The following is an 18,903-nucleotide window of genomic DNA, read 5'->3' as shown; positions in this document are numbered from 1 at the left end:
ACGACGACAGATGGCAACAGGACAGGAAGAGCTCGTCTTCCTGCCGCTCGGCGGCGTGGGCGAGATCGGGATGAATGCGGCGCTCTACGGCTTCGGGCCGGAGAAGGGCCGCAAGTGGATCATGGTCGATTGCGGCATGGGCTTCGCCAGCGAGGAGAAGATGCCGGGCATCGACCTGATGTACCCGGACCTCACCTTCATCGAGGAGAAGCGCAAGGACCTGCTCGGAATCTTCATCACCCACGCCCACGAGGACCATATCGGAGCGATCTCGGAGCTGTGGTCGCGGCTCAAGGCGCCGGTCTACGCGACCCGCTTCGCCAAGAACCTGCTTGAGACCCGCCGCCTGTCCGAGGCCGGCGCCCCGAAGGTGGACCTGCGCGAGGTGAAGCCCGGCCGGCGCGTGACCGTCGGTCCGTTCGAGCTCGAATATGTGCCGGTCTCGCACTCGATCCCAGAATCGAACGCCATCGCGATCCGCACCGCGGCCGGCCTCGTGGTTCATACCGGCGACTGGAAGATCGACCCGACGCCGGTGGCCGGCGAGGTCACCTCGCCCGAGGCCTTCACGGCGCTCGGCGACGAGGGCATCCTGGCGCTCGTCTGCGATTCCACCAACGTGGTCCGCGAGGGCTTTTCCCCCAGCGAGCGCGAAGTTGCGGCGACCCTCAAGACCCTGATCGCCGAGGCACCCCACCGGGTCGCGGTGACCACCTTCGCGTCGAACGTCGCGCGCATCCGGGCCGTCGCCGAGGCGGCGGTGGCGTGCGGCCGCGAGATCGTGGCGGTCGGCCGGGCCATGGACCGGGTGATCGACGTGGCCCGCGAGTGTGGCTACCTCGACGGCCTGCCTGAGTTCCGCCGCTCGGATTCGTGGAAGAGCCTGCCCAGGGAGCGGGTCGTGGCCCTGCTCACCGGCTCGCAGGGCGAGCCGCGGGCGGCTCTGGCCCGGGTCTCCCGCCGCGACCACCCGGACATCAGCCTGACCGCGGGCGACCGGGTGATCTTCTCCTCGCGCGCGATTCCCGGCAACGAGCGCGACGTCGGCGCGATCATCAACGACCTGATCGAGCAGGGCGTCGAGGTGATCACCGACCGCACCGCCCTGGTCCACGTCTCCGGCCACCCGCGCCGGGACGAGATGGTCGAGATGTACAAGTGGACGCGGCCCGGCACCGCGATCCCGGTCCACGGCGAGGCGCTTCACCTCGACGAGCATGCCCGCTTCGCCCGCGCGCAAGGCGTGCAGAACGTCGTGAAGGCCCGCAACGGCAGCCTGATCCGCCTGAGCCCCGGCACGCCGGAGGTGATCGACCACGTGAAGGCCGGCCGCCTGTTCAAGGACGGCGACGTCCTGATCGACGAGAAGGACCGGGCGATCCCGGAGCGGCGGAAGCTGATGCAGGCGGGCCTCGTCTCGGTGGCGATCGCCATCGACGAGGACGGCGTCGTGCTCGGCGAGCCGGCAGTGGACATCATCGGCCTGCCGAACCGGGGACGGTCCGGCGAGCCGCTGATCGAGACCGTGGTGGATGCCGTGTCGCGGACCCTGTCGGGGATGTCGCGGGGCAAGCTCAAGGACTCGGAGAGCGTCGAGAAGACGGTCGACCGGGCGGTGCGCACCGCCGTCAACGAGGTCTGGGGCAAGAAGCCCGCCTGCCACGTGCAGGTTGTGGAGGTTTAGGGTACGAAACCGACACGACGTATCCAGGCAGATCCGACCCATCCCCCCTCATCCTGAGGTGCCCGCGAACTGGGCCTCGAAGGAGCTCTCCAGAAGGCGTCGCGTTTCCTGAAGGCCTCCTTCGGGGCTTCTGCGCAGCCCCCTGGGATGAGGTCGGCGGATGGGAGAGGTAAGACCTGCCGATCGGTGCGCGAACGGGGAGGAACAACCATGATCGGCCGTCTCAACCATGTGGCCATCGCCGTGCAGGATCTCGATGCCGCCTGCGCGGTTTATCGCGACACGCTGGGCGCGACGATCACCGCACCCCTGCCGCAGCCGGAACACGGCGTCACCGTCGTGTTCGTGGAGCTGCCGAACAGCAAGATCGAGCTGATGGCGCCCCTAGGCGAGGGCTCGCCGGTCGAGGCCTTCGTGGCGCGCAACCCGGGCGGGGGCATCCACCACGTCTGCTACGAGGTCGACGACATCCTGGCCGCCCGCGACAAGCTGAAGGCGCAGGGCGCCCGGGTGCTCGGCACCGGCGAGCCGCGGATCGGCGCCCACGGCAAGCCGGTCCTGTTCCTGCACCCCAAGGACTTCCTCGGCACCCTGGTCGAGCTGGAACAGGTGTGAGCCGGTTGATGGCGACGCTCGCCCGCTCCACGCCGATGACGCTCGCCGTCATCACCGCGCTGGTGGCCGTCTTCGTGGCCGCAGGGGTGAGCCTGTTCAAGCTGACGGTGGGGGGCGCCATCGCCCTCTACTTCGTGGTCTGGTGGACGCTGCTCTTCGCGGTTCTGCCCCTGCGCAACCAGCCGGAGACGCGACCCAGCCACGTGGTGCCGGGACAGGACCCGGGCGCGCCCGCGGCGCCGCGGCTGCGCGAGAAAGCCATCTGGACGACGCTCGTGGCGGGGGCCGCCTTCCTCATCGCCCTGGCGGTGTTCCCGCTCACCGGGCTGTAGGGCGGATCAGAGCAACGTTCCCGGCAGCGTCCCGGAGGGCGTCACCGTCAGCGACTTGCCGGCCCGCGCCACCAAGTGGGCGAAGGCGAGGGCGGCCGCCGAGGCCTGCGCGGCCGACGGGAAGGTCTGGTCCGACTCGGCGATCGTCTCGTCGGCCTCGCCGAGCAGGACCCAGGACCAGCGGTCGCCGTCTTGGCGGATCTGGAAGTGCATGGTCGGGCTCGCGGCGACAGGGCCTCGTGCGCGACCATGCCCGGCCGAAAGCCCCACCGGGTAAACGGCTCGGTCCGGCACTGTCGAAACCTCGACGAAGCCGCGGCTTCTCCGCGCTTTCACCGCTCTCCCCATCACACGGAGTGTGGCAGCCTGCGAGGCGGGAGAGGGGACCGGCCTTGGCCGAGCCGGCGACGACCCCGCGTGCGGCGAAGAATAAAAAAAGCAAGGCCAGAGGCCTTGCTTTTCAAGCTTCAGTGGCTCGACCTTTGAATATCCTCCGCATTGGCTGCGGGGCGGTCGCTTTTCCTCCCGAGACTCGGACCTTGCGCCACCTCTTCCGGGCGTCGCAAACATCGCGCGACGCTTATAGGAACAACAATTCGTGTTGTCACCGGGTCTGCGAGAAAAATCTGCGCTTTCTTGCCGGCAAATGGGCAGACCGCTTCCATCCTGGGCAGAGATCCTCCGGGACGCCCCAACGCCACCGCTTCGCCGCGATTACGCCGCGCCTTGGTCCCGCAGTGCTTGTAATTTGCGTCTCCGGCGTGTTGTGTGCCGGCGCGCCGCGGCTCCTCCCGGCCGGATCCTCTCCCAAGACTCTGCCGACATGCGTCTCTCCCGCTACTTCATGCCAACCTTGCGCGAGACGCCCAAGGAAGCCGAGATCGTCTCGCACCGGCTGATGCTGCGCGCCGGTCTGGTCCGCCAGGAGGCCGCCGGCATCTACGCTTGGCTGCCGCTCGGCCTGCGGGTGCTGGAGCGCGTCTGCGCGGTGATCCGCCGGGAGCAGGACCGCTCCGGCGCCATCGAGATCCTGATGCCGACGGTGCAATCCGCCGAGCTATGGCGGGAATCCGGTCGCTACGACGCCTACGGCAAGGAGATGCTGCGCCTGAAGGACCGGCACGAGCGCGAGATGCTCTACGGTCCCACCGCCGAGGAGATGGTCACCGAGATTTTTCGCGCGAGCGTCCGATCGTACAAGGATCTCCCGAAGAACCTCTACCAGATCTCGTGGAAGTTCCGCGACGAGGTGCGGCCGCGCTTCGGCACCATGCGCTCCCGCGAGTTCCTGATGAAGGACGCCTACTCGTTCGACTTCGATCAAGCCGGCGCCCGCCACGCCTACAACCGGATGTTCGTGGCCTACCTGCGGACCTTCGCGGGCCTCGGCCTCAAGGCGATCCCGATGCGCGCCGATACCGGCCCGATCGGCGGCGACCTGTCCCACGAGTTCATCATCCTGGCCAAGACCGGCGAGAGCGAGGTCTTCTGCGACAAGGCCTATCTCGACTTCGACATCCCGCCCGAGACCGTCGATTTCGACGACGTCGCCGCTCTTCAGGGCATCGTCGATGCCTGGACCTCGCACTATGCGGCCACCGAGGAGATGCACGAGCCGGAGGCCTTCGCGGAGGTGCCGGAGGAGAGCCGCCTTGCGGCCCGCGGCATCGAGGTTGGCCACATCTTCTATTTCGGGACCAAGTACTCCGAGCCGATGGGCGCCAAGGTCGCCGGGCCGGACGGGATCGAGCGCCCGGTCCACATGGGCTCCTATGGCATCGGCCCGAGCCGGCTGGTGGCGGCGATCATCGAGGCGAGCCACGACGAGGCCGGGATCATCTGGCCGGACGCGGTAGCGCCGTTCGACGTGGCGCTGATCAACCTCAAGGTCGGCGATGCTGCCACCGACGCCGCCTGCGCGCAGATCCAGTCAGACCTCGAGACCGCCGGCCTGTCGGTGCTCTACGACGACCGCGACGAGCGCCCCGGTGCCAAGTTCGCCACCGCAGACCTGATCGGCCTGCCCTGGCAGGTGATCGTCGGGCCGAAGGGTCTGGCCCAGGGCAAGGTGGAGCTGAAGCGGCGCGCCGGCGGCGAGCGCGAGAGCCTCGCGACCGTCGACCTGCTGGCGCGCATCCGGCGCGTCTGAGACGGGCAGATGGCGGCATCGGCGGCGATGGACCGGCTGAAGGGCCTCTTTGCGGCCTCGTTCCGCGAGGGCACCGCGCCCTTCGCGCCGTTCGAGTGGATCCTCGCCGGCCGCTACCTCCGGGCGCGGCGCCGGGGTGGCGGCGTCTCGGTGGTGGCGTTCTTCTCGGTGCTGGGCATCGCGCTGGGCGTCGCCACGCTGATCATCGTGCTTTCCGTGATGAACGGCTTCCGCGCCGAGCTGCTGTCGAAGATCGTGGGCATCAACGGCCACCTCTTCGCCACGCCGATCGACCGACCGTTCGACGACTGGACCGACCTCTCGGAGCGCCTGTCGAAGGTAGCGGGTGTGCGCGCGGCGGTGCCGCTGGTGGAGGGACAGGCCTTCGCCTCGTCGCAGTACGGCGGCTCCGGCGTCATCATCCGCGGCGTGCGGGCGGCCGATCTCGACGCCCTGGCGGCCGTGTCCACCTCGATCCGCGGCGGCACCCTGGAGGGTTTCGATGACGGCACCGGCGTCCTGATCGGCCGGCGGCTCGCCGACACGCTGGGCCTGCAGGCCGGCGACACGATCACGCTGGTGACGCCGAAGGGCTCGTCAACGCCCTTTGGGACCGCGCCGCGCACCAAGAGCTACACGGTCAAGGCGGTGTTCGAGGTCGGCATGACCGAGTTCGACCAGACCTTCGTGTTCATGCCGCTCGCCGAGGCGCAGGCCTTCTTCAACAAGGACGGCGACGTCAGCATGATCGAGATCTACGTCGACGATCCCGACCATGTCGGCGACATGCGCGAGCCCCTGGAACTGGCGGCGGAGCGCCCGATCCTGCTCACCGACTGGCGCCAGCGCAACCGGACCTTCTTCGGAGCCCTGGAGGTCGAGCGGAACGTGATGTTCCTGATCCTCAGTCTGATCGTCGTGGTGGCGACGCTCAACATCGTCTCCGGGCTGATCCTCCTGGTGCGCGACAAGTCGAGCGACATCGCGATCCTGCGCACCATGGGGGCGACGCCGGGCACGATCATGCGGGTATTCCTGATCAACGGCGCCCTGATCGGCGTGGTCGGCACGCTCAGCGGGCTGGCGCTCGGCATCCTGATCACGCTCAACATCAAGCCGATCCAGCACGTGCTGTTTCCGGGCGCCTGGGATCCCACCGTGCGCTTCCTCGCCGAGATCCCGGCCCAGATGAACCCGAAGGAGATCACCGCCGTGGTGATCACCTCGCTGCTGCTGTCGCTCGCGGCGACGCTGTATCCCTCCTGGCGCGCCGCCCGGCTCGATCCGGTGCAGGCCCTCCGCTACGGCTGACGGGCCCCCTTCCCATGAGCGATTCGAGCCAGACGACCGGCGACCAGCCGGTGCCGGCCCTGTTCTTCTCCCGCGTCGAGCGGCGTTACGCCCAGGCCGAGGGCGCTCTGGAGATCCTGCGCGGGGCCGACCTTGCGATCTGGCCGGGGGAGCTGGTGGCGCTGGTGGCGCCGTCGGGCGCCGGCAAGTCGACCCTGCTGCACCTCGCCGGCCTGCTGGAGCGTCCGGACGGCGGCGAGATCTACATCGGTGGCCAGCCCACCGCCGCGATGGCGGATTCCGAGCGCACCCGCCTGCGCCGCGAGGAGATGGGCTTCGTCTACCAGTTCCACCATCTGCTGCCGGAATTCTCCGCCCTGGAGAACGTCGTGATGCCCCAGCTCATCCGCGGCCTGAAGCGCCCGGAGGCCCGAGCCCGAGCCACCGAACTCCTGAGCTTCCTCGGCCTCAAGGAGCGCCTGCCGCATCGCCCGGCGGAGCTGTCGGGGGGCGAGCAGCAGCGGGTGGCGATCGCCCGGGCGGTGGCCAACGGCCCGCGGCTCCTGCTCGCCGACGAGCCCACCGGCAATCTCGACCCGGGCACGGCCGGGCACGTCTTCTCGGTGCTGATGGCCCTGGTCCGCGCCTCGGGCCTCGCCGCCCTGGTGGCGACCCACAATCTGGACCTCGCCGCCCGTATGGACCGCCGGGTGACCATCCGCGACGGGCTGATCACGCCGCTCGACTGATCCGGTTCGCGCCAGATGCCTTCTGCACCGCCTCGCTGTGAGCGGGGCGGTGCAATTCAGGGACGCACGTCGAAGGTCGCACTGCCCTGGATCACCGCGCCGCGCGCGCGATGATGCTGCGAGCGGCCTCGAAGGCCTCAATCGGAACGGATATCGGCCAACCGCCCGGCGCGGGCCGAAGCCGCCTCTTCGTCCTCGCCCATGCGAAGCGGCGCGTCGCCCCGCTCCGGATTCATCCGCTCGACCGCCCGCGCCGGACGAAAAGCTGCAGGGCGGCGGCCCTGGGGGCTTCCCGGCTGCCGGATCTCGCGCCCTCGAACATCCCGAACGTCCGGCCGCGCATCGCGCCGGCGGCTTCTCGTTACCCTGGATGGCCGCATTCGCGGCATCGTCGGCCTGAGCCCGAGGCGCTGCCGGCATCCCTTGGAGCACGGGTCTTTTAATCCATCGCGCCACGTGCGGGGAGACACCCCGCAAAAGACATCGGCTCACTATATTGCAATTACGCAAGACTAAACAGAGCCGAACAACCGGCCTGTACTGCGTTATCTCTGGAGCCTTGCCATGAAGAACCGTATCGCCATCGCCCTAACCGCGCTTGTCCTTGGCGCCGCCCCGCTCTCGTCCGCCTTGGCCGGTGAGGCCCGCTGGACCGGCTTCGCGCCCTACACGCCCGAGACCACCGGCGCGCTGGGCCTCGGCGTCCACGACAATCCCTACTACGAGGGCTGCCCGATGAGTTCGGCCGCCGAGGGCAACGCCAACCAGCAGACCCGCCTCGTGAAACAGTACGGGCAGACCGCCGGCGGCAACCGCTGCTGATCCGGAAGGCCAGTGCAGATGAAGCTCAAGGTCGTCTCCTACGCGATGATCGGTGCTTTCGTGAGCGGCCTGCTCGCGACAGTGATCGGCACGGCAAGCCTCCTCCTGAGCCATTGACCCCGCATTGCCGCAGCCGCGCATCGGGGCTCTGAGAGCCCGGCGGTCCGGCGACGCGAGATGGCAGCTGACACGATCTGCGACCGGGGTCAGCGACGCGGCCCCGGTTTCAGGCCGTCCAGCGGCGTTCCGCCCGGGCGCGGCGCGGACTTCCCACATCGCGGCCCACATCACTGCGTGGACTCGGCGTCCCCAAGCCGTTCGCGACGGCGATTGCCTCGACCTGCGCGCAGGCCTCCGCAGTAGCGTCGCGGCCCTCCGCGATGCGCGCCTTGGCCTGCGCGCAGGCGCGGGTTACCTCCGGATCGGCCAGCAGCCGGCCGATCACCCGGGCGGCGCGAACCGGCCGGAAGGTCCGGCGGCTCAAAGTCGCCCCGAGGCGCCGGTCCTTAAGGCGCCGGCCCTCGTCGAAATGGTCGAACGCCACCGGGACGACGAGTTGCGGCACCCCCGCGGCCAGGGCCTGTGCCACGGTCCCGACGCCCCCGTGATGGACCAGGGCGGCGCTCAGGGGCAGCAGCGCGCTCAGGGGCGCGTAGGGCACATGGATGATCCCGTCGGGCAGCGGCCCCGGGATCTGGCCGCCCTGCGGCGCGAGCAGGACGCCGCGGCGGCCCATCCGCCGGCAGACCTGCACCGCGGTCTGGAAGAAGCCCGCCCCCTGGCGCATGGCCGAGCCGTAGGTGAACACGATCGGCGCATCGTCCGGGGTCCGGCCCGCGGCCAGGAACGACTCCAGTTCCGGCGGCATGGCCGGGACATCGCCGAAGCGGTCGACCAACGGGAAGCCGAGCTGCACCGCCTGGGCCGGCCAGTCGGGCTGCGGGGCGGCGTACCAGTCCGGGAACATCAGCAGCATGGCGGTGGGACTGTTCCACCAATGGCGCAGCCGGCGGACCGGGTCGAGGCCGAGGCGTCGGCGCAGCGCGTTGAGCGGCGGCAGCGTGAACGGACCCACCGCGACCCTGTCGGTGCCGCGGTTGATGAAGGCGCGCAGGCGAGCGGGCAGGAGGCGCGGCAACGGCAATCCGGGCAGCCGCGGCGGATCGAACCAGCTCTCGATCAGGAACGGCATCACGTGCAGCGTGGCGGTGGGCAGATCGTAGAGATCCTGGGCGAGCCGTGCGCCCCAGCTCAGAGGCGAGGCCACCACGATCAGGTTCGCGGTGCGCGCCCGGGTGGCGCCCAGCCACAGGCAGGTGGGCTCGGCCACCTTGAGGGCGAAGTCGAACATCGGCTTGAAGCCCCGGCGCGGATGCCACAGGTCCGGCTGCCGGATCACTGCGTCGTAGTCGGCGGTGCTGCCCAGGGGCTGGAAAGCCAGGCCCGCCCGGCGGGCCATCGCCTCGAACGGGGCCGGAGCGGCGAGGCTGACACCGTGGCCGCGGGCCAGGAGTTCATGGCCGAGCGCGATGAACGGTAGCACGTCGCCGTGTGTCCCGACGGCTACGAGCGCGATCTCGATCCGTCCGACCGTCGGTATCGCGAGAATGACCTGCTCCTTCGAACCCCCCGATCCGACGACGCGTTCAATGCGCCGCGAGGGAGATGACAGCCCGGCCGGGGCGCATCAAGGTTCTTTTCACCATCTCCGCGAGATGTGACCCCGCGTCGCCAACGCCGCCTAGCATCAGAACAAAACATGAACATAATGAGCCATGCACAGAGGAGGCACGGCGATGATGAAACGGATGATCCTGACCGGAATGGCCGAGTTCATGGCGTTCGGAATGCTGTTTGCCGCGGTGGGGGCCTGGGCGGTAGCCTTGGCACCGGTTCGTTAGCGGGTTTTGAGGAAAGCCCCTCCGGTTCCGGCCCGATGGGACTTATGCACAGGCGATCGGCCATTCGGCGCCGATTGTCCACAGGGACGGCCCGAACTGGTGCCCCCGGAGCACGGCCGGTGGATATCGTCCCGGAAGGCCCCGCCGCACGTCGACTTGAGCCGGCCGAGCGGGGATGCTGCACGACCCCTGAACAAGGTCGGCCATGCCACGCCAGCTCAAGGAGGTCGGATTCGTCCACCTCCATGTCCACTCGTCCTATTCCCTGCTCGAAGGTGCGCTGAAGGTCGGCTCCCTGATCAAGGCCGCGGTCGCCGACCGGCAGCCGGCGCTCGCGCTCACCGACACCAACAACCTGTTCGGCGCCCTGGAATTCTCCGAGAAGGCGGCGGGCGAAGGCGTGCAGCCGATCGCCGGCGTGCAACTCTCGGTGGCGTTCGAGGCCGCCGATCCGCACCAGCGGCAGGCACCGACCAGCCACGGCATCGTCCTGCTCGCCCAGGACGAGGCCGGCTACGCCAACCTGCTGCGGCTGGCGAGCCGGGCCTATTTCGACACCGCCCTCGGCGAGGCTCCGCGCCTCGACGCCGCGGCGCTCGCCGGATGCTCGGACGGGCTGATCGCGCTCACGGGCGGCCTGGCCGGCCCCCTCGATGCTGCGTTCCGGGCCGGCCGGCCCGAGCTGGCCCTCGCCCGCCTGAAGCGCCTCAAGGAGGCCTTCGGCGAGGACCGGCTCTACGTCGAGCTGCAGCGCCACGGCCTGCCCGAGGAGGGGCGGATCGAGACCGCGCTCCTCGACCTCGCCGGCCGGCACGGCCTCGGGATCGTGGCGACGAACGAGCCCTTCTTCGCCAAGCCGGACGATTACGACGCCCACGACGCGCTGCTCGCCATCGCGGAGGGCCGACTCGTCTCGGACGAGCGCCGCCGCCGGCTCACTGCGAGCCATGCCTTCAAGACCCGGGCCGAGATGGCCGAGCTGTTCCGCGACCTGCCGGACGCGCTCCAGGCCACCGTCGAGATCGCCATGCGCTGCGCCGTGCGGGCGCGGACCCGCAAGCCGATCCTGCCGAATTTCGGCGCCGTGGCGGCGGGCGAGACGCCGCCCATGGCGGACGCGCTGGCGGAGGCGTCGGAGGCCGGTGCGCAGGCGGTCTCGGCCGACGAGCCGACCGAGCTGCGTCGCCAGGCCGAGGCCGGGCTGGAGCTGCGCCTGAAGCAGCACGGCACGGCGCCGGGCTTCTCGGAAGACGACTACCGCAAGCGCCTCGCCTTCGAACTCGACGTCATCGTGTCGATGAAGTTCCCGGGCTACTTCCTGATCGTCTCGGACTTCATCAAGTGGGCCAAGGACCACGACATCCCGGTGGGTCCGGGCCGCGGCTCGGGCGCGGGCTCGCTGGTGGCGTGGTCGCTGCTGATCACCGACCTCGACCCGCTGCGCTTCGGCCTGCTGTTCGAGCGCTTCCTCAACCCCGAGCGCGTCTCGATGCCGGATTTCGACATCGACTTCTGCGTCGAGGGCCGCGAGCGGGTGATCCGCTACGTGCAGCAGCGCTACGGCGAGGGGCAGGTCGGGCAGATCATCACCTTCGGCACGCTGCTCGCCCGCGGCGTGCTGCGCGACGTCGGCCGCGTGCTGGAGATGCCCTACGGGCAGGTCGACAAGCTGACCAAGCTCGTCCCGCAGAACCCCGCCAACCCCGTGACGCTCGCCCAGGCGATCGAGGGCGAGCCGAAGCTCCAGCAGGCCATGGAGGAGGAGCCGATCGTCGGCCGGCTCATCGACATCTCCAAGAAGCTGGAGGGCCTGCACCGCCACGCCTCGACCCACGCGGCCGGCGTGGTGATCGGCGACCGGCCGCTCGAGGAACTGGTCCCGCTCTACCGGGACCCGAAGACCGGCATGCGGGTGACCCAGTTCAACATGAAGTGGGTCGAGCAGGCGGGCCTGGTGAAGTTCGACTTCCTGGGCCTCAAGACCCTGACGATGCTCCGGTGCTGCACGGATCTGCTGAAGCAGCGCGGCATCGAGATCGACCTCGCCTCCCTGCCCCTCGACGACGCGAAGACCTACGGGCCGATGGGCCGGGGCGAGACGGTCGGCGTGTTCCAGGTGGAATCGGCCGGCATGCGCAAGGCGCTCTGCGAGATGCAGGCCGACCGGCTGGAGGACATCATCGCCCTGGTGGCGCTCTACCGGCCGGGCCCGATGGCCAACATCCCGGTCTATTGCGAGCGCAAGCTCGGCCGCGACGCCGGCAACGAGGCGTCCTGGTATCCGGATCCGAAGCTGGAGCCGATGCTGAAGGAGACCTTCGGCATCATCGTCTACCAGGAACAGGTGATGGAGATCGCCAAGGTCCTGGCGGGCTACTCGCTGGGCGAGGCCGACATGCTCCGGCGCGCCATGGGCAAGAAGATCCGCGCCGAGATGGACGCGCAGCGCGACCGGTTCCTCAAGGGCTGCACCGAGCGCGGGCTGACCAAGGCCAAGGCCAACGAGATCTTCGACCTGCTCGCCAAGTTCGCCGATTACGGCTTCAACAAGAGCCACGCGGCGGCCTACGCGCTGCTCACCTACCAGACCGCCTACCTGAAGGCGAACTACCCGGTCGAGTTCCTGGCGGCCGCCATGACCCTCGACATCGACAACACCGACAAGCTCGCCGAATTCCGCCAGGACGCGCAGCGCCTGAAGATCGTGGTCGAGCCGCCCTCGATCAACACCTCGGGCGAGGTGTTCGCGGTGCGCGACGGCAAGATCTTCTACGCGCTCGCGGCCATCAAGGGCGTCGGCCGCGAGGCCGTGCGCGCGCTGGTGGAGGCCCGCGGCGACCGGCCGTTCAAGGATCTCGCCTGCCTCGCCCGCCGGCTGAACCCGCGGCTGATCAACAAGCGCACCCTGGAGAGCCTCGTCCAGGCCGGGGCGCTGGACTGCATCGAGCCGGACCGGGCGCGCGCCTTCGCGGCGGTGGAGCCCATGATGAAGCTCGCCGCCAGCGCGGCGGAGGCGGAATCGGCCGGCGTCACCGACATGTTCGGGGGCGTGGTGTCGGACGACGTCTCGCTCCGGATCCCGCCCCACGAGGTCTGGCCGATGGCCGACACGCTCAAGCGCGAATACGCGGCGATCGGCTTCTTCATCTCGGGCCATCCGCTCGACGAGTACGGCGACCTGCTCGACAAGCTGCGGGTGCAGAATTGGACGGATTTCTGCCGCGCGGTCCGGGCCGGGACCTCGAGCGTCGGCCGGGTGGCGGCCTCGGTGCTCGACCGGGCGGAGCGGCGGACCAAGACCGGCAACAAGATGGGCATCGTCACCCTCTCGGACCGGACCGCGCATTTCGAGGCGATCATCTTCTCCGAGGGTCTGGGCCAGTACCGCGACATCCTGGAGCCCGGCCGCCCGCTGGTGCTCCAGCTCCAGGCGAACCTGGAGGGCGAGGACGTGCGCGCCCGCATCCTGACGGCGGAGCCCCTCGACCAGGCGGTGGCCCGCCACCAGAAGGGCATCCGCATCCATCTGAGCGATCCGCGCGGGGTCGCGCCGGTGCAGCAGCGGCTGTCGATGCGGGGCGAGAGCGAGGTCTCGCTGATCCTCAAGCTCGACGGCGGCGAGCGCGAGGTGGAGATCCGGCTGCCCGGGAAATTCCAGGCGAGCCCGGCGCTCGCCGGACAGCTCCGGACCGTGCCGGGGGTGGTGCAGGTGGAGGTGAGCTAGCGGACCGCTGCTGAGGCCGCGCCCTCCTCGCGTGCGGAGCGAAGCCGCACGGAGCAGGGTTCGCTCAGAACGGCGCCGCGAGACATCCGCCGAGCGCGCCCTTCAGCGCCGCGGAATCGCCCTCGGACGGGGTGAAGGTCGCCGTCAGGGCCGGGTCGCCGGCGCGCGGGCTCGCCTGCGTCCAGGTCAGCTTGGTCCCGGGCTCGGTGAGCGCCAGCGCGACCCCGCGCAGGGGATCCTCGCCGCGGCGGGCCCCCGTCAGGGTCAGGGTGAAGCCCGCATCGGGTCCGGTCGCCGCGCCCCGGACGGGCATGCGCACGGAGCGCACGCTTCCGGCGCTCGAGACCAGGATCCCGGTGAGCGGCGTCTCGCCGCCGGAGCCTTCGAGCCCGGTGACGTCGAAGCGCGGCGCCAGCTCGGCGAAGCGCGGCACGACCAGGGCCGCCGACAGGCCGGTCCCGGCCGGGTCGCAGGCGACGCGCAGGGTCGCCGGGCGCCGGTCCGTGCCGAGCGCCGCCGTTCCGGAGAGGTCGGCGGTGCCGCCGGGAGCCCGGGCGGCGCCGGCCAGCAGCGGCGTTTGTCCGGTGAGGATGTCGGACAGCCTTTCGCCGCGGCTGAGCGGCCCCGCCAGGAGGGCCGCGGCGGCGATGATCACGACCGCCAGGGCCACGCCGATCCGAAGCCGCATTCCATCCTCCACCTGGGGAAATCCCGGGCCGGCGGCATAGACGATCGCGGCCGGGCCGCAACCCTCCGTTCACCATGAACGCGGGAACTGCGCCGCGATAGCGCCTGCGTGCATTGCAGCAACTCCGTAAAAACCGATCGGTCCTATGCACGCTCGCTCAAGCCTGAGCGTCGCCATGCGCACGAAGATTCTGCTCGCCCTTACCCTGATGGTCTATCTCATGACCGGCCGCGCACCCGGCATCCGGGAGCCGCGCAACCCGGATGCGGAGCATGCGGGCGGGCGCGTCGCCGTCGTGATGAAGCGCGCCTGGGCCTGAGGCTCACGCCGCCGGCGCGCCGGTCCTGAGCCGCTCGGCCACCAGGGCCTGGAGGTTCCAGAGGTGCCGGTCGCGGATGCCGAGGCGCTCGCAGGCCTCCACGGTCCGGAACAGGTACTCGGCGCTCGGTCCCTTGTGCCCGCAGGCGGCGGCGATCTTGTCGGCGATCTCGCCATCGGAGAGGCGCCCGGCGTAGCGGTCGCTGGCGCGGTTGGCCAGGAAGGTCAGGGCCGGGACGGTCCCGGCCTCGGTGGTGACCGGCAGCCAGCGGGCGACGTAGCCGCGGCCGCGCATCTCCCGCCGCCAGACGGGCATCAGGGCCTCGCGGATCTCCATGCCGGGCAACCGGAACGCCACGCCCCGGCACAGACCGCCCCGGTCCAGCGCCAGGACGAAGCCCGGGCGGTCCGGCGTTCCGCGGAAGCGCCGCTGGAGCAGGCAGAAGCGGCGGTGGAAGCCGCGGACCGTCCCGATCCGCCGCTCCGCCACCGGGAATTCCGGGTTCCACATCAGCGACCCGTAGGCGAAGACCCAGAGGTCGCTGCCTTCACGGCCGGCGACGATGGCGTCGAGCCCCGGGCGCAGCTCCGCGTCGGTCAGCACGTCGAGGGCGCTCGGATCGTCGGGCACCGGGACGGCATGGGCACGGGCGATGAGGTCGAGGCTGAGGTCGAGGGCGCGGGCGGTCGCGGGCATGGCCGTCAACGCGGAGGCGTCACGGCTTGTTGCCCAGGATCTCCAGTTCGGGGAACGGCTGGCTGCGGTGCCCGCTGCAAGCCTCGTCGTCGTCGATCACCGCGAGCCGGTCAGCCTCGTGGCGCAGCACCACCCTCGGCCGCTCGGGCTGACCGAAGGTCCGGCCGCTCATGCGGCTCGACACGCAGTAGATCACCCGGCCTCCGTCCTCGATCGGGCCCGCGAGTCGGCTGCCCTCGAACCGCACCGGCAGCAGCGACACCGAGCCGAAGGCGACCTGCTTCAGGGCCAGCGCCGCGATCCGCGCCCGCAGGGCGGGGGAGGGGGCATCCTCGGCCGCGGGCTTCGCCTTCGAGGCCGCCGCTGCCGGGGTCGCGGCCAGCGCCAACGCGATGAGGCCGCATCGAGCCGGCCTCCGATCGCGCCGGCGTCGCGCGGAAGGCCGTCCGTCACGACCCCTCTCCCGGACCGAAAACCCCGGCATTGCCCGACATCCCCTGAGCGTTTCGCCGATCGGGACGGCACGAGGGCCCCGAATCGATCCGGCACGCCGCATCCTAGGCGTTTTCGCCGCGTGTCAGGAATTTTTTCAGTCGCGATCGCGGCTGCCAAGATGGCCTCGGAATGCCTATCTCTGCGTGATGCAGTGGACCGATGAGGGGATCGTTCTGGGCCTGCGCCGGCACGGGGAGACCGGCGTCATCCTGGAGGCGATGACCGAGAGCCACGGGCGCCATCTCGGCCTCGTGCACGGCGGTCGCTCGCGCCGGATGCAGCCGGTGCTGCAGCCCGGCAACCGGGTGCGGCTGAGCTGGCGGGCGCGCCTCGACGAGGGCCTCGGTTCGTACGCCGTGGAGCCCCTGGACTCGCAGGTCTCGCGCCTGATCGCGTCGAGCCTCGCGCTCTACGGGATGGGCCACATGGCGGCGCTGCTGCGGCTGCTGCCCGAGCGCGACCCGCATTCCGCCCTCTACGAGGCCGCCGGGATCCTGGTGGAGCACCTCGACGACCCGGCCATCGCCCCGCCCCTGATGGTGCGCTTCGAGCTGGCGATCCTGTCGGAACTCGGCTTCGGGCTCGACCTGACCGCCTGCGCGGCCACCGGCGGCAACGACGCCCTGGCCTACGTCTCGCCGAAGAGCGGGCGAGCGGTGAGCGCCTCGGCGGGGGAGCCGTTCCGCGATCGCCTGCTGGCGCTTCCCACCTTCCTGCACGCCGGCGGTTCCCCGGGTCCGGACGGCGTTGCACAAGGGTTTACCTTGACGGGGTATTTCCTCGACCGTCACGTCTGGGGCCCCCGCGGCCTCGGGCCGCCGGAGGAGCGGGCGCGATTCGTTGCGCTCGGCCGCGAGGCCGGGTAATGTTCGTGTTCTGTTCCAAACCCGTCCGGGCTTGAGCGCCGCTCGACCCGGAACGAACAAACCCGTCCTTCCGGGGCCGCGGAGCGGAGCCCGGAATCCAGAATCGCGCTGCCGGCAGGACGGGTCCGTCTCCCCCGGCCTGTCGGGCGGATCTGGATTCCGGGCTCGCCTTCGGCGCCCCGGAAGGACGGATTGCTGCACGCGGCGGCGCTGCCTTCCGGCGGCCCCGCCCTGAGACAGGAGCCGTCATGGGCCAGCCCTTCGAGCCGCCGTCCGGCGACGGGATCGAGAGCGTCGAGCTGAAATCCGCGCTGGAGGAGCGCTACCTCGCCTACGCGCTCTCCACGATCATGCACCGGGCCCTGCCGGATGCCCGCGACGGGCTGAAGCCCGTGCACCGGCGCATCCTGTACGGGATGCGGCTGCTCCGGCTCGACCCGACCACCGCGCACAAGAAGTGCGCCAAGATCGTCGGCGACGTGATGGGCGACTTCCACCCCCACGGCGACCAGGCGATCTACGACGCGCTGGTGCGGCTCTCGCAGGACTTCGCCCAGCGCTACCCGCTGGTCGACGGCCAGGGCAATTTCGGCAACATCGACGGCGACGGGCCTGCCGCCTACCGCTACACCGAGGCGCGGCTCACCGAGGTCGCGCGCCTGCTCCTCGACGGGATCGACGAGGACACGGTCGACTTCCGCCCGTCCTACAACGGCGAGAAGGAGGAGCCGGTCGTGCTGCCGGCGGCCTTCCCGAACCTGCTCGCCAACGGCAGCCAGGGCATCGCGGTCGGCATGGCGACCTCGATCCCGCCGCACAACGCCGCCGAGCTGTGCGACGCCGCGCTCTACCTGATCAACCACCCCGAGGCGACTTCGGGGCAGCTCGCCAGGTTCGTCCAGGGGCCGGATTTCCCCACCGGCGGCATCCTGGTCGATTCGGCCGAAGCGATCGCCGAGGCCTACCGGACCGGCCGCGGCGCGTTCCGGGTCCGCGCCCGCTGGGCCAAGGAGGATCTCGGCCGCGGCACCTGGAACATCGTCGTCACCGAGATCCCCTACGGCATCCCGAAGGGCCGGCTGATCGAGAAGATGGCCGAGCTGCTTCAGGAGAAGAAGCTGCCGCTCCTCGCCGACGTGCGCGACGAATCGGCCGAGGACGTGCGCGTCGTGCTGGAGCCGCGCTCGCGCACGGTGGATCCGGTGATCCTGATGGAATCGCTGTTCCGGCTGACCGAGCTGGAGGCGCGGATCCCGCTCAACCTCAACGTCCTGGTCGGCGGCCTCGTGCCGAAGGTGATCGGGCTCGCCGAGTGCCTGCGCGAGTGGGTCGACCACCGCCGCGTGGTGCTGCAGCGCCGCTCGCGCTACCGCCTCGGCCAGATCGACCGCCGCCTGGAGATCCTGGGCGGCCTGCTCATCGTCTATCTCGACCTCGACGAGGTGATCCGCATCATCCGCGAGGAGGACGAGCCGAAGGCCGCCCTCATGGCCCGGTTCGAACTCACCGAGCTCCAGGCCAACGCGATCCTCGACACCCGGCTGCGCTCCCTGCGCAAGCTGGAGGAGATGGAGCTGAAGCGCGAGTTCGAGGCGCTCACCGCCGAGAAGGCCGAGATCGACGCGCTGCTCGCCTCCGAGCCGGCGCAGTGGAAGGCGATCCAGGCGCAGATCCGCGCCGTGAAGAAGACCTTCGGGCCCGAGACGAAGCTGGGCCGGCGCCGCACGACGCTGGCGAGCCCGCCGGATGTCGGCGGCATCGACTTCACGGCGGCCCTGGTCGAGCGCGAGCCGATCACCGTGATCGTCTCCACCAAGGGCTGGATCCGGGCGCTGAAAGGTCACGTCGCGGACCTCTCGGGCGTGGCGTTCAAGGGCGACGACACCCTGAAGATCGCCTTCCCGACCGAGACCACGCAGAAGATCCTGCTGCTCGCCACCAACGGCAAGGTCTTCACGCTGGAGGCCTCGAAGCTGCCGGGCGGCCGCGGCTTCGGCGACCCGGTGCGCCTGATGGCCGACCTCGACGACGGCACCGAGATCGTGGCGGCTCTGCCCTACCGGCCGGAGACCAAGCTGCTGATCGCGGGCTCGGACGGGCGCGGCTTCGTGGCGCCCGCCGACGCGCTGGTGGCCAACACCCGCAAGGGCAAGAGCGTGCTCGGCCTCGACGGCGACGCCACCGCGGCCGTGCTGGTGCCGGCCGACGGCGACCACGTCGCGGTGGTGAACACCGAGAAGCTGCTCTTGATCTTCCCGATCTCCGAGGTGGCCGAACTCGCCCGCGGCAAGGGCGTGCGCCTGCAGCGCTGCCGCAGCGGCAGGCTCCTCGACGCGCACGTGTTCAAGCTGGCCGACGGCCTGCCCTGGCAGGACGGCTCGACTGAGGGCCGGCTCGCCAACGTGTCGGTGCTGGAGAAGTGGCTCGGCCACCGCGCCGAGGTCGGGCTGATGATGGCGCGCAGCTTCCCGAAGTTCGAGCGGTTCGGGCGGTGAGAGCAGAACGGCCCCCAACCCGCCCCCTTCATCCTGAGGTGCCGGAGCGCAGCGGAGGCCTCGAAGGAGGGCTCCACA

At 70.3% G+C, this 18,903-nt stretch carries 16 protein-coding genes; 11 read left to right on the top strand and 5 right to left on the bottom strand.

The features are described 5' to 3' along the window. Positions 1-10 precede the first annotated feature (10 nt). The 3 genes from ACLBX9_RS03465 (at position 11) to ACLBX9_RS03455 (ending at position 2,631) form a co-directional block, all read left to right on the top strand. The gene (locus ACLBX9_RS03465) at positions 11-1,684 is read left to right on the top strand and encodes a ribonuclease J (protein WP_010686003.1); all 1,674 of its coding nucleotides are present in this window, start codon (positions 11-13) and stop codon (positions 1,682-1,684) included. A 210-nt stretch (positions 1,685-1,894) separates the two neighbouring features. Beyond that, on the top strand, positions 1,895-2,299 hold the full coding sequence (gene mce, locus ACLBX9_RS03460) for a methylmalonyl-CoA epimerase (protein ID WP_010686002.1): 405 nt from the start codon (positions 1,895-1,897) through the stop codon (positions 2,297-2,299). 8 nt (positions 2,300-2,307) lie between these two features. Continuing rightward, on the top strand, positions 2,308-2,631 hold the full coding sequence (locus tag ACLBX9_RS03455; protein ID WP_010686001.1) for a DUF1467 family protein: 324 nt from the start codon (positions 2,308-2,310) through the stop codon (positions 2,629-2,631). A 6-nt stretch (positions 2,632-2,637) separates the two neighbouring features. Here ACLBX9_RS03455 and ACLBX9_RS03450 read toward each other — a convergent pair whose 3' ends face one another. Next, positions 2,638-2,844, bottom strand: coding sequence for a hypothetical protein (locus ACLBX9_RS03450; RefSeq protein ID WP_010686000.1), 207 nt, complete (start codon positions 2,842-2,844; stop codon positions 2,638-2,640). Positions 2,845-3,454: 610 nt separating this feature from the next. Between ACLBX9_RS03450 and proS the strand changes: the two genes are divergently transcribed. From proS to ACLBX9_RS03430, 4 genes are all read left to right on the top strand, one after another. After that, positions 3,455-4,780 carry a proline--tRNA ligase gene (gene proS, locus ACLBX9_RS03445; protein WP_447717922.1) on the top strand — a complete coding sequence of 442 codons (1,326 nt, stop codon included), beginning with the start codon at positions 3,455-3,457 and terminating at the stop codon, positions 4,778-4,780. 27 nt (positions 4,781-4,807) lie between these two features. Continuing rightward, positions 4,808-6,091, top strand: coding sequence for a lipoprotein-releasing ABC transporter permease subunit (locus ACLBX9_RS03440; protein WP_051072279.1), 1,284 nt, complete (start codon positions 4,808-4,810; stop codon positions 6,089-6,091). Between the two features lie 14 nt (positions 6,092-6,105). Further along, on the top strand, positions 6,106-6,819 hold the full coding sequence (locus ACLBX9_RS03435; protein WP_010685997.1) for an ABC transporter ATP-binding protein: 714 nt from the start codon (positions 6,106-6,108) through the stop codon (positions 6,817-6,819). A 564-nt stretch (positions 6,820-7,383) separates the two neighbouring features. Beyond that, the gene (locus ACLBX9_RS03430) at positions 7,384-7,641 is read left to right on the top strand and encodes a hypothetical protein (protein ID WP_447717921.1); all 258 of its coding nucleotides are present in this window, start codon (positions 7,384-7,386) and stop codon (positions 7,639-7,641) included. A 226-nt stretch (positions 7,642-7,867) separates the two neighbouring features. Here the strand turns inward: ACLBX9_RS03430 and ACLBX9_RS03425 are convergent, their stop codons facing one another. Then, positions 7,868-9,223, bottom strand: a complete 1,356-nt coding sequence (locus ACLBX9_RS03425; RefSeq protein WP_447717952.1) for a glycosyltransferase — start codon at positions 9,221-9,223, stop codon at positions 7,868-7,870. 524 nt (positions 9,224-9,747) lie between these two features. Here ACLBX9_RS03425 and dnaE point away from each other — a divergent pair. Then, a complete protein-coding gene (dnaE, locus tag ACLBX9_RS03420; RefSeq protein ID WP_447717920.1) occupies positions 9,748-13,266 on the top strand; it encodes a DNA polymerase III subunit alpha in 3,519 nt (1,172 codons plus the stop codon). Positions 13,267-13,330: 64 nt separating this feature from the next. Here the strand turns inward: dnaE and ACLBX9_RS03415 are convergent, their stop codons facing one another. Further along, positions 13,331-13,954 (bottom strand): hypothetical protein, encoded by a 624-nt coding sequence (locus tag ACLBX9_RS03415; protein WP_447717919.1) that lies wholly within the window; start codon positions 13,952-13,954, stop codon positions 13,331-13,333. A 175-nt stretch (positions 13,955-14,129) separates the two neighbouring features. Between ACLBX9_RS03415 and ACLBX9_RS03410 the strand changes: the two genes are divergently transcribed. Then, positions 14,130-14,273 (top strand): hypothetical protein, encoded by a 144-nt coding sequence (locus ACLBX9_RS03410; protein WP_191991834.1) that lies wholly within the window; start codon positions 14,130-14,132, stop codon positions 14,271-14,273. A gap of 3 nt (positions 14,274-14,276) precedes the next feature. On the opposite strand, the gene ACLBX9_RS03405 is transcribed toward ACLBX9_RS03410, so the two are convergent. Together ACLBX9_RS03405 and ACLBX9_RS03400 are read right to left on the bottom strand one after the other, a co-directional pair. Beyond that, a complete protein-coding gene (locus ACLBX9_RS03405) occupies positions 14,277-14,969 on the bottom strand; it encodes a gamma-glutamylcyclotransferase (RefSeq protein ID WP_447717918.1) in 693 nt (230 codons plus the stop codon). A 19-nt stretch (positions 14,970-14,988) separates the two neighbouring features. After that, positions 14,989-15,357, bottom strand: a complete 369-nt coding sequence (locus ACLBX9_RS03400; protein WP_447717917.1) for a hypothetical protein — start codon at positions 15,355-15,357, stop codon at positions 14,989-14,991. A gap of 253 nt (positions 15,358-15,610) precedes the next feature. Between ACLBX9_RS03400 and recO the strand changes: the two genes are divergently transcribed. Together recO and parC are read left to right on the top strand one after the other, a co-directional pair. Continuing rightward, the gene (gene recO / locus ACLBX9_RS03395) at positions 15,611-16,330 is read left to right on the top strand and encodes a DNA repair protein RecO (protein ID WP_447717916.1); all 720 of its coding nucleotides are present in this window, start codon (positions 15,611-15,613) and stop codon (positions 16,328-16,330) included. Between the two features lie 248 nt (positions 16,331-16,578). After that, entirely contained in the window at positions 16,579-18,825 is a 2,247-nt protein-coding gene (gene parC, locus ACLBX9_RS03390) for a DNA topoisomerase IV subunit A (protein WP_447717915.1), read from the top strand. The last annotated feature ends 78 nt before the right edge of the window (positions 18,826-18,903 follow it).

It is taken from the genome of Methylobacterium sp. A49B (genome assembly GCF_053346215.1).
The sequence above is the reverse complement of the archived record's forward strand: the minus strand, read 5'-3'. Positions and strand labels throughout refer to the sequence as shown.